Here is a 15,013-nt window from a genome sequence, read left to right on the forward strand (position 1 = left end):
ATTTAATATGGTGCTTATTGTATAATGCTTGTGACAAAATGACAAGAACAAAAATAAACATTCTGTTGATTTAAGAAATTATTTTTCTAAAATCCTGTTTTTGATAAGGAGTATCAATATGAGCCAAGTACGTCAAACTCAAAGTAAAGCTAAAATAAAAGCCGCTTTTATTGCCTTGCTTGAGAAAAAAACTTTATCTGAAATCAGCATCAGTGACATCACACGTCTTGCAGGCATCAACCGCGGTACCTTTTATCTACACTACCTAGATAAAAATGATTTGGCAGATTCTATCACCCAGGAAGTCACACAGCGTTTTGCAGCTATTTTCACGAATAATAGTTTCGCCGATCAAGATTCCATCACAAAAGCTCTGTATAATGTCAAACAGGACTATGAGAGCTTTTTCAAAATCGTTTCTCATCTATCTTTCATTGATTTTCCTAAGAAAGTCCGCAATTTTTTAGAACAGGTGATTCATAGCAGTCCCTCTTCTGTCAAAAAAATTATGGACAGTATGCAGCTGCCGGAAATTTATGCTGTCAGCAGCCTGTGTGCAGCTATTGAGAGTATTGTTGTTCTCTGGATCAAAAACGGCGTGCGCGAATCACCGGAAGAAATCGCCTCAATGATTACCAAGATTGATCATGTCTTTGGCATTTATTAAACTGATACTTAATCGGGTACCAGCAAAAAAACAGTCAGGCAGCATCAATCTGGGATAAAAATCAGTAATGGCAGATATATAGAGGATTGCTTGATTTAGCATGGTTTAACTATTAGTATTAAGGACTGGCACATTTACTTTCATTCTTTTTGTTCAGTCTCCCTGATTCAATTCTTATCCCCACAAAAATGTGAACAGAAATCGGGTTTTTACTTACTTTTTACCCATTTTTCGTCTTCTATTTTACTGAAAGGGCTCTCTTTTCTACCATTTGTCAAGTCTATCAACGGTTTTGAGAACTATTTTTTAAAGATATAGTAGATGTTTAAAGTCTACTGTATCTTTTTAAGTTGTTTAAATCTAAAAAGTGTACACTAAACCAACACCTTATTTTGTGATTTTTTTGATAAGGTGTTACAATAATAGTGCATAACCCCTTTATTGATTTTGGGTTGAAGTATAATCGTAAAGTTTGTTATGCGTTATGAGGTAATACATTGTCCGAATGAGACGATGTATAGAGGCAATCGTGTGTGGCTTGGTTGAAGTCGTTTGCGATTGTCTTTTTCGTTTCTCATAAAAGTCTGCGATATGGCAAGGATTGGTGTGACTAGCTGAAGCGATATTGTGAATGCATTTGAAAAGAATCTTTCTGGCATAAGGGTTGCCGCGTTTGGTAATGTGTTCCTGTGCCAAAAAGTTTCCAGATTCATAGTTCCTAAGATCAATGCCGATAAAGGCGTTGATTTGATTGGCAGAATGAAACCGACGAATGTCACCGAGTTCACCAATAATGCTTGTTGCAGTTGTTTCAGCGATACCAGGAATAGAGAGAAGGATCTCATATTCTGGTAAAGGCTTAGCTAGAGTAACCATTTGGTCTAAGACAGCTTTCCTGCGTTCAGAAAGTCTGAGTAATTCTTGTGCATAGTAACGGATCTCTTCGAACATTGGAGAGGTTTTCTTAACGGCACAATAAGACTGATTAGCTAGTGCTGTCAGCTTCTCTGCTAAGTAAGCCACACGTTTGTCAGAAATCCGTTTTGAAGTGGATTGCCGAATACTATCTAAGAGTTTATTGCCATCCCTATCTAAGACCAACTCCTTACAAGGAAAAGTCATGACCAATTTCCAGTATTGTTCCCCAGTTGGTGTTGACAAGATAGTTTCCAATTCAGGGAAAGCGACCTGCAAGACCTTGTGCAGACGATTTTTGGCCCGAACAATGTCCTCAGTCAGATTCTGATAGAAACGGCTGAGATCCCGCAAGTTTTGGTAGACTTCTTCTTGGACATAAGTCGGTTTACGATTCAGCACAAATTGAGATTGAGCCAGTTTTTCAGCGTCAATTTGATCGGTTTTCCGTACACGCAAGCTATCCAGTTGCTTCTTAGCTTCTAAGGGATTAAGTCGTGTGTAAGCATAGCCATTATCTTCTAGAAAAGCTTGGAGACGGCGAGAGTAGACACCTGTTGCTTCAAAGATGATTTCTGGCTTGTGGACGGTTTTCAAATCGCCAAGTAGCCGAGCAAAGCCGATGGCATCATTGGGCATGGTATAGCCATGAACCTTCTCGCCGTTGACTAGAATAGCCACTTCTGAACTTACCTTACTCACGTCAATCCCAAATACTACTCGCATGCTATTACCTCTTTGTCTTGAATGATTCCTTGTTTTAGTGATGTCATTTTCAATACGCGACGTCTGGCGTCCCACATACTTTGATAACATTCTTCCTAAAACAGGTGTCTTGCCAGTTTTTGTTACGACGTCCAGCGCCTAGAGAGAACACGACTTAACAAGACACCTCTACTTTATCATCTTGAGAATGAAAAAAGTAGCGAGTACTCTCTCCCGTCGGAGATTTCTTCACTACTAATCTTAGTATGTTTTTGTTCAGTCTCCCTGATTCAATTCTTATCCCCACAAAAATGTGAACAGAAATCGGGTTTTTACTTACTTTTTACCCATTTTTCGTCTTCTATTTTACTGAAAGGGCTTTCTTTTTGTATAATAGAAATTGAAGGATATTTTTGAATAAAGGAGTTTACTATGTCCAAACAGTATTTGTCTAAGAGTGTATTAGTGCTTTCTCTTTTAGCTGCGGCCAGCGGTGCAGGCCTTGTTGCCCAAGCAGATGAAACACCTGCTGCTAATGATATAAGTGCTGCTTCACCAGCAGCAGACAGCAGTACAGCCGTGGCAGATAATAAGGGAGACACTGCCTTGCCTGCTTCGGGGGTTTATAACAGCACAGCCGAACAAGCCAAGCTAGAACAAGCCAATCCAGCCCCTGCACAAGCAGAAACAACTCAAACGGCTCCTGATGAGTCTGCTCCCTTAGCTGACAGAAGCTCAGAAACTATGATAAAGGAAACAGACACTGCCGCACCTAAGGTGAATACACTGACTGCAGCAGCTGTGCCAGTTAAAAAAGCTGTTAAAACACCTGACCCCGTTGAAGGTCAAACCGTAGATATGCGTATTCTCTCAACAACTGACCTCCACACCAATCTGGTCAACTACGACTACTATCAAGATAAGGTATCTCAAACTGTGGGTCTTGCTAAAACAGCCATACTTATTGAAGAAGCCCGTAAAGAAAACAGCAATATCGTTCTCGTTGACAGCGGAGATACTATTCAAGGAACACCCTTTGGTACCTATAAGGCTCTCATTAATCCTGTTAAAGAAGGACAGACCCACCCCATGTATGAAGCTTTTAAAAAGCTAGGTTACGATGCTGAAACTCTGGGGAACCACGAATTTAACTACGGACTTGATTTTCTCAACCGTATGGTTAATACATCAGACGTTCCTATCATCAATGCCAATGTCCGCGATGCCCGTACAGGCTATTATTATTTCCAGCCTTATGTTATTCTCGACAAAGTCTTCACAGACACGGCAGGCAAACAAACAACCATCAAAATTGGCATTACAGGTGTTCTGCCAAGGCAGATTTTGGTTTGGGATAAGGCCAATCTTGAGGGCAAGGTTACCGTCGACGATCCGGTCGAAGCTGTTAAAACCATTGTCCCAAGTATGAAAGAGGCCGGTGCTGATATTGTTTTGGTCCTGGCGCATTCGGGTATTGGTGATGACCAATACGAAAATGGCGAAGAAAACGAGGGCTATTTCCTTGCTGGTATTGACGGTGTTGATGCTGTGGCTACAGGGCATTCACATGCCGATTTTCCTAATGGCGATGGCAGCAGTTTTTACGCTAAATATAAAGGTGTTGATGATATTAACGGTCTCATCAACGGCAAACCGGTTGTTATGGCTGGAAAATTCGGTGACCATCTTGGTATTATGGATCTAAGCCTCACTTATAAAGACGGCAAATGGCAGGTAAGAAGCAGCAAATCCAAGCTCCGCAAAATTGACACTGCCTCGTCCATTGCCGATCAAGAGTTGATTGACATGGTCCAAGAAGAGCACCAAGGTACGATAAACTATGTCCGTCAAAAGGTTGGCGAAACAACAGCACCGATTAACAGTTACTTTGCCCAGGTGCTCGATGATCCGTCCATTCAAATTGTAAATAATGCACAAATCTGGTACGGCAGGAAAGAATTAGCCGGTACTGCTGACGCCAATCTCCCAATTCTCTCAGCTGCTGCACCGTTTAAGGCGGGAACACGCGGAGATGCTAGCTACTACACTGATATTCCAGCTGGATCGCTCGCTATCAAAAATGTTGCTGATCTTTACCTCTACGACAATGTCACAGCTATTATTAAACTGACAGGCGCTCAAATTAAGGAGTGGCTGGAAATGTCTGCCGGGCAGTTTAATCAAATAGATCCCAATAAGAGCGAACCTCAGCAGCTGATTAACAACAGCTATCGTTCCTATAACTTTGATGTGATTGACGGTTTGACCTATAAATTTGATGTCACACAGCCAAACAAATACGATGAGGAAGGCAGACTGGTCAATCCTGCTGCCAGCCGTGTCCGTGAGCTTCAATACAAGGGAAAGCCGATTGATCCTAACCAAACCTTTATTATCATCAGCAATAACTACCGGGCAACTGGCAATTTCCCAGGTGTCAGGGATGCAGCAGAAAAACGCCTGCTCAATCTTGAAAACCGCCAGGCCATTATTGACTACATTGTCTCTGAAAAAACCATCAATCCTTCAGCCGATAACAACTGGTCATTTACAGACAGCATTAAGGGCTTGGATATTCGTTTTCTCTCTTCTGAAAATGCCCAAAAATACTTAGCTGACCATGCTGAAATCGCCTATGTCGGTCCGTCCGCTTCGCAAGGTTTCGCAGAGTATCGCTACACCTATATGGATCCTAAAGTACCCGCTCCATCAGCTGCTAAGCCGACTGTTGTGATTTCTTTGAGTCAAGACAGACACCAAGACATCTACAATCTAGTAGCCAAGGCTTACGCTGAAACCCAAGCAGCCGCTGCTAAACCTAGCAGCACCGGAACATCCTTGAAAACAGCAGGCAAAGCTCCTACCAGCGGTCTTCAAACAGCAGCCCAAGCCCAATCAACTTTGCCGCATACAAGCGCATCTCACAGTGTGCTATACAGTTTGTTTGGTTACAGTTTTGTTGCTCTGGCAGGTCTCTTTATTAAGAAAAACAAGAAAGACTAGCCTTCAATCATTAAAAATGATACTCAATGAAAATCAAAATCAGATTAGGCGACGCAGATGCAGACAGAACTGCCTTCATCAAATCAAAGGCAATAAGGTCTGAGTTTGATTTTCGAAGAGTATGAGATAAAAATCGCTTTTAGTGGGCAGAAAAGTATCATTAAATAAAAGGGTGGAGACAGACCGAAAGTTTATCGGTTTGTCTCCACCCTTTTCACTTTTCATAGAAGTAACAATCACTAAGCAAGGCAATTTTAGCGTACTTCTGCCCCCAGCCGTTCGGTCAGAGACTTAGTGATTTTTTCCATATATTTGGCAACTTCTTCATCTGTCAGACTGTCATTTGGGTTTTGGAAGGTCAGGCTGTAGGCCATGGATTTCTTGCCGAATCCCAGTTTTTCACCAGCATAAACATCAAAAAGTTTTACCTTGGTCAGGCGTTTCACGCTGCTGGCTGCAATAGCATCTAAGACATCTTGGTGGCTGATTTCTTCTGAAAGAAGCAGAGCAACGTCACGAGAAACCGCTGGGAATTTTGTGATGTCTTCAAAGACCAGATTAGTTTTAAGAGCTGCTTCCAGCAGATTGAGGCTCAATTCAGCCACATAAGTTTCTGGAATATCATATTGTTTGGCGATCTGCGGATGAACTTGTCCAATATAGCCGATAACTTGTCCGGCAAGCTCAATTAAGGCTGTGCGTCCGGGATGCATGTTAGCCATTTCCTTGGTCGCAACAAATTGAACAGTCACATCAAGTTTAGCAAGGATGGCTTCCAGAATACCTTTGGCATAGAAGAAATCAACTGGTGTCGCTGGTGTTTGGAAATCTTTTTCAGCAATTAAGCCTGTTAGGGCAAAAGCAAAGGTATCAATTTCCTTAGGCAAATCTTTTTTAGGATCTGCTGTCTGCTCAAAGACCTTACCAATTTCATACAGGGCTAGATTGCTGCTCTTGCGTGCCACATTGTAGGCAATGGTGTCTAGCATTCCAGAGACCATATTTTGACGCAGGGCTGAACGCTCAACAGTCATTGGCCAGAGCAGCTCTGTCAGTTTTGTCGGACGAGGTGTGAAAGCTACTGCCTTTTCAGGTGTGGTCAGCGCATAGGAAATGATTTCTGACAGTCCAACACCCTCAGCTAAAGTTCTCAATTTGCGGCGGAGTTTTTGTGTCTGTGTCAATTCCCCTACAGTTCCGTCAGCCTTTGGCAGGGTTGTTGGCAATTTATCATAACCATAAATCCGGGCAATCTCCTCAACCAAATCAGCTTGAATGCTAATATCCCAACGGCGGCGCGGCACGGAAACGGTAAATTTTTCATCATTGCCAGAAAGACCAAAACCAAGGCGGGCAAAGACATTTTCAATATCTGAAAAAGTTAAGTCTGTTCCCAAGCGAACGTTGACATAATCAAGGCTAGTAGACACTTGAACATCATCTGTCGGAACTTCTCCTGCACTTACCTGACCAGCAAGAACATGTCCTCCTGCCAATTCCGTCAGCATAGCTGCTGCATAATCAAGCGCCTGTCCGACAGTAGCATAATTAACACCCTTTTCAAAGCGTGAAGAACTCTCAGAACGCAAGTTCAGGCGGCCACTAGTTTTACGGATTGATTTGCCATCAAAGACAGCGGCTTCCAGAACAACGTTTTTAGAAGAGGCATCAATTTCAGTTGCGGCGCCCCCCATGACACCTCCCAAGGCTACGGGTTTATCGTCAACGGTGATGACTATATCATCTTCCACTAGGTCACGCTCTTCTCCGTCAAGGGTCACGAGTTTCTCACCAGATTTAGCCTGACGGGCCAGAATGTCCTTGCCCTCAAACTTGTCCAAATCAAAGGCATGCATCGGCTGACCAAAGTAAAGCAGAACGTAATTGGTCACATCGACCACATTATTGATGGGACGAATGCCGGCATTCATCAGGATATTCTGCAGCCATTGAGGACTTGGTTTAATGGTCACATTTTCAACCACACGCGCCTTGTAAGTGAGCACATTTTCAGATGCAATGTCTACCTTGATAAGATCTGCCGCCTTTTTGTCACTCTCAGTCAGTTCTTTTTCGTCAAAATGAACAGGCTTATCATAGATAGCTGCCACCTCATGAGCAACCCCGCGCATAGACAGCGCATCGGCACGGTTAGGCGTGATAGACAGTTCGATAATCTCATCATCTAAATCCAGATAAGAGAAGATACTTTCACCCGGCACAGCATTTTCAGGCAGAATCTGAATACCATCTGAAAATTCCTTAGGAATAATCGAATCAGACAGTCCCAGCTCTTGGAGGGAACAGATCATACCGAGCGATTCCATACCGCGGATTTTGCCTTTTTTAATCTTATAATTATCCGCAATACGCGCTCCCGGAAGTGCTACAATCACCTTGATCCCAGCTACAATATTGGGTGCTCCGCAAACGATTTGACGCGGCTCATCATCACCAGTGTCCACTTGACACAAATGAAGATGAGTTTCTGGGACATCCTCGCAAGAAAGGACATGACCGACGACTAATTTGGACAGTCCTTCTGCCGGAACTTCTACTCCTTCAACTTCAATACCTGTTGTAGACATTTTCTCAGCTAGTTCATGACTAGGCACAGCAATATCTACTAATTTTTTTAACCATTTATAACTTACTAACATGTATTTCCTTTCTCTACTTTAAAGACTTTTTAAGCAGCCAATCTGTATCCACTTTATCACCGACAGCAAAAGAATGCTGAGAAAATTTTTCAAATCCATATTTAGCATACAAAGACTGAGCCTTGAAGTTCTTTTCCCAAACGCCCAGCCAAGCCCAAGACAAACCTGATGCTTGAGCTCGTTTTAAGGCAAACTCAAAGAGCTGCTTGCCCAATCCTTGACCTTGATAGGCTTGCAAAATATAAATCCGATGAATTTCAAAAGCATCAGCTAACTCCTGCTCGGTCTGAGAGCTTCCCCAATTAACTTTTAAAAACCCTGCTGCCTGACCATCTACCAAAATAAAATAAGTCTCTGATTGCTCGTCAGCTAATTCTGACGTCAAAGCGGGCAAAGTATATGTTTCATCGAAAAAATCCTGCAGCTGCTCTTGTGTATTATCAAAAGCAAAGGTCTCACAGAAAGTTTGTATGGCAATTTCCTGCAGCAAAAGAATCTCATCTTGATTGACTTTTCTAATTTCAACCTGTGCCATTTTCCGCTCCTTTCACCTCTGGGCAGCCAAGCAAGTATTAAGCAAGCTGCTCAAAACACCTTATCTTTTTACGACATTATTTAAATTGTTCTGTAAAGCGGCTGTCACCTTGGTAGAAGCCGCGAATATCATTGATGCCATAGCGCAGCATGGCAATACGTTCTTGGCCTAGACCAAAGGCAAAACCAGAGTATTCTTCAGAGTCAACGCCAGACATTTCAAGAACACTTGGATGAACCATACCGGCACCCAGAATTTCAATCCAGCCCGTTTTTTTGCAGACATTGCAGCCTTTACCGCCGCATTTAAAACAGGAGACATCAACTTCAACAGAAGGCTCTGTAAATGGGAAATAAGAGGGACGCAAGCGAATCTTGCGGTCTTCACCAAACATTTTCTTACTGATTAACTCAAGAGTGCCTTTGAGATCCCCCATAGAAATGTTTTTTCCAACGACCAAGCCTTCAATTTGATGGAATTGATGGGAATGTGTCGCATCATCCGTATCACGGCGGAAAACACGTCCGGGCGAAATCATCTTAAGCGGGCCCTTAGAAAAATCATGTTTGTCCAAGGTACGTGCCTGTACAGGACTGGTATGCGTCCGCAGCAAAATATCTTCAGAAATATAAAAAGTATCCTGCATATCACGCGCTGGGTGATCTTTAGGCAGATTCATGCGTTCAAAATTATAATAATCCTGTTCAACTTCATAGCCATCAACAACCTGATAGCCCATCCCTAAGAAAATATCTTCAATCTCTTCGGTAATCTGGTTGAGCACATGCCTGTTCCCGATAGAAATCTGGCGTCCAGGCAGGGTAACGTCCAGCGACTCTGACTCCAATTGAGCCTGAATTTGGGCTTCTGCAAGAATCTTACTCTGCTCTTCAAAGGCCTTGGTTAAGACATCGCGTACCTCATTTACCTGTTTACCAACAACAGGCCGCAGTTCCTTAGGCAAATCCTTAAGTCCCTTTAATAGTTCGGTCAGGGAACCTTTTTTCCCCAGAACCTTGACGCGCAGCTCCTGCAGCTCTTTGGCATTTTCAGCCTTGATGGCTTGCAGCTGATCTTGGGTACTCATTCTTAATTCTTCTAATTGTGTTTGTAAATCCATATGTCCTCCATATAAGGTATAAATAAGCGGTCCTAAGCTGGCTGTAACGAATCTTTTAGCCGTAAGGCTAGCTTTAATTTAAAATGCCAGTCCATTAAAAAACCGCCTGCCCTCACTCACATCGGAGCGTTGACACGCGGTACCATCCGTTTTTTATCCAGCATCTGCCAGACCTTAATTTTCAAGTCTGCTTCTTGAGTGAATTCACTAAACTTTCATCTAGCAGGCTTCCAGTCACGGCCCGCATTCCCTGTCAGACTGCCATAAAGTTACTAATCTCATAGACTTTTTTATTCAATTGTTATCATTTTATCAAATTTCAAAGACTTTCACAATAGCTACCTCAAAATTAATATTCGCTAAAGGCAAAGGCTCATATTGTTTACTTAGAAAGGCAAGCCCTTAGTTTTGCAAAACAGAGTCCGCTTCCTTAAGCTTGACAGAGACAATCTTTGAAACACCCGATTCCTGCATGGTTACACCGTAAATACTGTCAGCTGCAGACATGGTTCCCTTGCGGTGGGTAACAACGATGAACTGGCTGGATTTGTCAAAACGGTTGAGATAATCGCCAAAACGTTTAACATTAGCTTCATCAAGAGCCGCCTCAACTTCATCCAAAATAACAAAAGGAATCGTCTTCACGCGAATAATAGCAAACAAAAGTGCTAAGGCAGACAGAGCCTTTTCGCCGCCTGACATCAGGTTGAGAGACTGAATTTTTTTACCTGGCGGCTGCACTGAGATGTCAACACCAGCTGTCAGCAAATCACCTTCAGTCAGCAGCAAATCAGCACTGCCGCCGCCAAACATCTGCGTAAAGGTCGTCTTAAAGCTTTCCCGAATAGCCTCAAAGGTCGTCTTAAAGCGCGCCTTCACCTCATTATCCATATCATGAATCGTGCTCAGCAAAAGGTCTTTGGCACGGACCAAATCATCTTTTTGCCCATTTAAAAAATGCAAACGTTCAGACACCTCTTCATATTGAGCAATAGCGTCCAAATTGACCGGTCCCAGCTCTTTGATTTGTTTTTCTAGCTGCCTTAGATGAATCTTCGCAGCTTCTGGATTATCCACCGCTTGAGCCTGTTTTTTTGCCTCATCCAAACTCAGCTGATAGTCTTCAGCTAAATTGCCAGCAAAGTGGCGCAGCTGAGCAGACAGCTGATCAATTTTAGCTTCAAGCTGAGTCTGGCTGCGGATTAATTCTTCATTTTTTTGACTGGCTTTTAACAAGCTTGCTTCAATTTCTTCCAGCTGGGCTTCACAGTCTTCTAATTCAAAACGATGACGAACCAAAGCTTTTTCACTGTCTGTTTTTTTGACCTGGCTGGCTGCTAGTTGCTCTTTCAGCCTTGGCAGACGGTCTTCGTCCAGATCTTCCTCTTGACTACTGAGAAGCTGAGTCATATTAGCTTCATTTTTTTCCAGTTCAGACAAATCAGCAAACAAGCGGTTTAAATTGCTTTTTTCAAATCGCTCTGTATTGGCTAAATCGCGCTCTGACAGACGCAGAGCAGACAATTCCTGACTGAGGTCAGCTGTCTTTTGCTGGATGCTGTCTTTGTCTTCTTTGAACTGAGCAATCTCCTGACTGAGTTTTTCCTTAGCAGTTGCTATTTTTTCAAGTTTTGCCTCCAGATTGGTCTGTTCTTTTTCTAAATTGAGCGTAGAATCCAGCCTGTTAGCCTGCGTCAACTGTTTATAAAGAAAACTCTGCTCCTCTAAGCGGGTCTGCAGCTGCTGATACTCCAAATCTGCCTTTTGCTCAGACAGTCTGGCCTGATTGCCCTCTTCTCGAAGCTCCAAAAGACCCTCTCTTTGCTTATCTAAAGCCTGTTTAGCCTGACTGACCTTTTTTTCCTGCCGGCTCTGCCTGTCTTCTAAAGCAGCTAACTCTTTAGTCAGGCTGTCTAATTCTGGCTTAATAAAGGTGCTGTTGTTCTGGCGGCTGGCTCCACCTGAAAAAGAGCCTCCCGGACGAATTTCTGTCCCATCAAGTGTTACAAGACGCACTTGATATCGCAGTTTGCGCGCGGCTTGATTGGCATGGTCAACACTGTCAAAAATAGCCGTAACCCCCAATAAATTACCAAAAATACCGGCCAGACGCTCATCAAAACTCACCAAGTCACGGGCTAAACCGAGAAAACCTTGGCTGGATGTCAAAAGGGCTTGATTTTGTTCAGATAGACGCCGCGGCTTGATCGTTGTCAGCGGCAGGAAGGTCGCACGGCCCTGACGGTTTCGCTTGAGAAAGTCAATGGAGCGTTTTGCGGCCGCTTCATCCTCAACAATAATATTCTGGCTGCTGCCGCCCAGAGCGATTTCAAGGGCCGTCTGATACTTTTTGTCAAAGGTCAAGTGTTCGCTGACAGCACCGACAATTCCTTGAATTTGATCAGCCTGCTGCAAAACGGATCGAACCCCAGCATAAAAATTACTGTGACTTTTTAGAATGGACTCTAAACTGTGCTGTCGAGCTCTTTTTTCTTTCAGCTCATCCAGTAAGGTAAACATCAAGTCCTGCTGTTGATTGTAATCAGCTTCCAGATTTCGGACAAGCTGCGCTGCTTCCTGATAATCAGCCAGCAGCTTCTGAACTTTATCTTTAGCAGCTTTTAAAGCCTCTGCTTCTTTTGCTGCCAGCCGATTTGTCTCATCCAAGTCTGCTTTTAACTGTTTGACTTCAGCCGTCTTATTTTCAGATTCCTGCTTTTGGCTTTCGATCTCAGTCTTTAAAATAGTCAACTGATTAGACACATCTGCTTCGTCCTGCATAAGCCTGACAAAATCTTCACGCAGGTTTTCGATCATCTGGTCAGGATCCGTTGAAAAACGTGACAATTCAGTTTCTAAATCCTCAATAGCCTGCTTTTTTTGCCGACTTTTTGTTTCTAAATCGGCTAACTCACGTTCTTTCTCAGCAATCTCATCCTTAAGAGCATTTTTTTGAATAGCCAGCTGAGACAGGTGCTCCTGAGTGGACTGTTTCTTCTGCGCTTTCTGACTGGACTCGAGTTTAATAAGCTCAATCTGCCGCTCATAATCACTGATAAGACGTGTCACTTCAAGAAGCTCAGCTTGCTTTTGGTCAATTTGCTGAGCTAAACTGTGGCGTTTTCCTTTCAGCTGCTGATTTTTGCTCTCCAGCTGTTCACGTTCTTGGTAATAGGCCTGAAGGTCTTGCTTTACTGCCTTTAAGCGCCCTTGCTCATCCTCTAGCTGCTCCTTATGATTTAAAATTTGATAGACCAGCAAATCCAGATGTTTTTCCTTGCGCTCTGCTTCCAAAACTAAAAAGTCTTTAGCCGTTTTAGCCTGCTTCTCCAGCGGTTTAATCTGTGTTTCCAGTTCATAAATAATATCGTCCAGACGGTCTAAATTGTCTTGGGTCTGATTTAGCTTGGATTCAGTTTCTTTTTTGCGTGTTTTATACTTTAAAACACCGGCCGCCTCTTCAAAAATAGCACGGCGTTCCTCAGGCTTACTGTTAAAGATTTCTTCAACCCGCCCCTGGGAAATAATCGAAAAAGAATCCCGTCCTAAGCCAGTATCCATAAATAAATCATGAATATCACGCAGGCGGACCTTTTTGCCATCAATCAGATAATCACTGTCTCCGTTGCGATAAATATGACGCTCTACTCGAATTTCTTCCTGAGCATTCTTAATAAAAGCATCACTATTGTCTAAGACAACCGTTACCTGAGCATAATTGAGAGGTTTACGATTTTCGGTTCCGGCAAAAATAACATCCGGCATTTTACCGCTGCGCAAACTCTTAGCGCTCGACTCCCCCAAAGCCCAGCGCAGACTTTCGGTAATATTGCTTTTTCCAGAACCGTTAGGACCGACAACGGCCGTTACGCCTCTGTCGAATTCAATCTTGGTCTTGTCAGCAAAGGACTTGAAGCCTTGCATTTCAATCTCTTTTAAAAACATTAGGAACCTCGTTGAAGTTTTTCAAGCGCATTTTTGGCTGCTTCTTGCTCTGCTAATTTCTTAGACCGGCCTGCTCCGTGGCTCAGCTGCTTGTGGTTCACAGCAACAGCAACCTCGAAATACTTGGAATGAGCCGGTCCCGATTCCTTTAAGACTTCATAATCAATGAAAACATCACCATCCACCTGCAGGAGCTCTTGCAGGGCTGTCTTATAATCCGTCACACGCTCATAATTGCCGTTTTCAACCTGCGGAATAACAACCTGACCTAGAAAAGTCTCGACAGCTTCAATGCCTGCATCCAATAAGAGTGCACCCAAAAAGGCCTCAAATAAATCACCCAAGATTGTGTCTCGTTTGCGGCCGCCTGATTTTTCCTCACCCTTGCCCAACTTGATATAACGGTCAAATTCACAATCTCGGGAAAAACCGGCCAAACTTTCCTCACGGACAATCATTGAACGCATTTTTGATAAGTCCCCTTCAGCCCTTTGAGGGTATTTGTCAAACAGATAGCGAGAAATCGTCAATTGCAGAACGGCGTCTCCTAAAAATTCCAAGCGTTCATTGTGTGAAATGTTTAGGAGACGATGTTCATTAGCGTAACTGGTATGCGTAAAGGCGGTTCCCAGCAATTCCTTATCAGCAAAGACAATATTAAAATCCTTTGCCAATTTTTTTTCTAGTGCTTTCATATAAATCCTTTCCATTCTTGTCACTAAGACCATTCTATTATAGCAAAAATTACCCAGAACAGCTAATTCTGAGTAATCCTCTTTGTTTATTCTGGGAGTGGGAAAGAACTCAAAAATTGAAAATTTTGATTCGTATTCCCATCCCCTGCACAGTTGGTAGGTTTTCCGCTTTGGACTTGTGGCAAAAGGAAAGCCAACCAGCAGTGGTTCATTGATGCTAAAGTACCAATGAACTGTGCAGGAGTAAGACTAAGTTGGCGTAGCTAGTAAGTCTTATACTCAAAGAAAATCAAAATCAGACTAGGCGACAAGCCGAAGATAGTACTGGAGTACGGCAAGGCGAAGTTAACGACGTATTATTTTGATTTTCAAAGAGTATTACTCCCAACCACTGCGTCAAGAGCTTATTCAAAAATAAGAATACTGGACGAGTTTTGCCCAGCCTCTAACAGCTGATGAATATCGTCAAGCAAAACAGAGCTATCTTCATCCAGATTAGAGGGGCAAAATAAATTGAAATACCCATCAAAAGGTAAATTTGCAGGACAATTTTTTCTTACGGCCGGCTGAGATACTTTTACTTTCTGCCTAATCAGCTGTATAGAATTGATAAATCCTGCTTAAGCGCAGCAACTTTTCAAATCGCTTGGAACTTCTGGCAAAGCAAAAAACCGCCAAGAACAAAAGAGGCTTTGTCAGAATGATTGGGAGAGCCATCTCGACCAAACTCGTTTAAAAAACTCAGCCAGCCTGCCATTAACTTTTCAT

At 43.0% G+C, this 15,013-nt stretch carries 8 protein-coding genes, 1 tRNA gene and 2 pseudogenes; 3 read left to right on the plus strand and 8 right to left on the minus strand.

What is annotated here, in order from left to right; genetic code table 11:
• Positions 1 to 118: 118 nt before the first annotated feature.
• Positions 119 to 667 carry a TetR/AcrR family transcriptional regulator gene (locus SRA_RS06400; RefSeq protein ID WP_003088909.1) on the plus strand — a complete coding sequence of 183 codons (549 nt, stop codon included), beginning with the start codon at positions 119 to 121 and terminating at the stop codon, positions 665 to 667.
• 438 nt (positions 668 to 1,105) lie between these two features.
• On the opposite strand, the gene SRA_RS06405 is transcribed toward SRA_RS06400, so the two are convergent.
• Positions 1,106 to 2,308: an IS110 family RNA-guided transposase gene (locus SRA_RS06405; protein ID WP_003088910.1), complete on the minus strand. Its 1,203-nt coding sequence runs from the start codon at positions 2,306 to 2,308 to the stop codon at positions 1,106 to 1,108.
• A 411-nt stretch (positions 2,309 to 2,719) separates the two neighbouring features.
• On the opposite strand from SRA_RS06405, the gene SRA_RS06410 reads away from it, so the two are divergent.
• Positions 2,720 to 5,290: a bifunctional 2',3'-cyclic-nucleotide 2'-phosphodiesterase/3'-nucleotidase gene (locus tag SRA_RS06410; RefSeq protein ID WP_003088913.1), complete on the plus strand. Its 2,571-nt coding sequence runs from the start codon at positions 2,720 to 2,722 to the stop codon at positions 5,288 to 5,290.
• A 254-nt stretch (positions 5,291 to 5,544) separates the two neighbouring features.
• On the opposite strand, the gene pheT is transcribed toward SRA_RS06410, so the two are convergent.
• The 3 genes from pheT to SRA_RS10210 all read right to left on the minus strand — a co-directional run bounded on the left by pheT (position 5,545) and on the right by SRA_RS10210 (position 8,726).
• Entirely contained in the window at positions 5,545 to 7,950 is a 2,406-nt protein-coding gene (gene pheT / locus SRA_RS06415; protein ID WP_003088915.1) for a phenylalanine--tRNA ligase subunit beta, read from the minus strand.
• A gap of 13 nt (positions 7,951 to 7,963) precedes the next feature.
• Entirely contained in the window at positions 7,964 to 8,485 is a 522-nt protein-coding gene (locus SRA_RS06420; protein WP_003088916.1) for a GNAT family N-acetyltransferase, read from the minus strand.
• A gap of 76 nt (positions 8,486 to 8,561) precedes the next feature.
• Entirely contained in the window at positions 8,562 to 8,726 is a 165-nt protein-coding gene (locus SRA_RS10210) for a tRNA ligase subunit PheS family protein (protein WP_155960966.1), read from the minus strand.
• Between the two features lie 72 nt (positions 8,727 to 8,798).
• Between SRA_RS10210 and SRA_RS10215 the strand changes: the two genes are divergently transcribed.
• Positions 8,799 to 8,874 (plus strand) — tRNA-OTHER (locus SRA_RS10215).
• A 467-nt stretch (positions 8,875 to 9,341) separates the two neighbouring features.
• Here the strand turns inward: SRA_RS10215 and pheS are convergent.
• The 4 genes and pseudogenes from pheS to SRA_RS10000 form a co-directional block, all read right to left on the minus strand.
• Positions 9,342 to 9,605 (minus strand): annotated as a pseudogene (gene pheS, locus SRA_RS10520) (phenylalanine--tRNA ligase subunit alpha); the annotation flags it as partial.
• A 402-nt stretch (positions 9,606 to 10,007) separates the two neighbouring features.
• On the minus strand, positions 10,008 to 13,550 hold the full coding sequence (gene smc, locus SRA_RS06430; protein ID WP_003088920.1) for a chromosome segregation protein SMC: 3,543 nt from the start codon (positions 13,548 to 13,550) through the stop codon (positions 10,008 to 10,010).
• On the minus strand, positions 13,550 to 14,245 hold the full coding sequence (gene rnc, locus SRA_RS06435; protein ID WP_003088921.1) for a ribonuclease III: 696 nt from the start codon (positions 14,243 to 14,245) through the stop codon (positions 13,550 to 13,552). The genes smc and rnc overlap by 1 nt, the downstream gene beginning before the upstream one ends.
• A 445-nt stretch (positions 14,246 to 14,690) precedes the next feature.
• Positions 14,691 to 14,962: pseudogene (locus SRA_RS10000) on the minus strand (DUF454 family protein).
• Positions 14,963 to 15,013 lie beyond the last annotated feature (51 nt).

The organism is Streptococcus ratti FA-1 = DSM 20564, from assembly GCF_000286075.1.
GTDB classification, from domain to species: Bacteria; Bacillota; Bacilli; order Lactobacillales; family Streptococcaceae; genus Streptococcus; species Streptococcus ratti.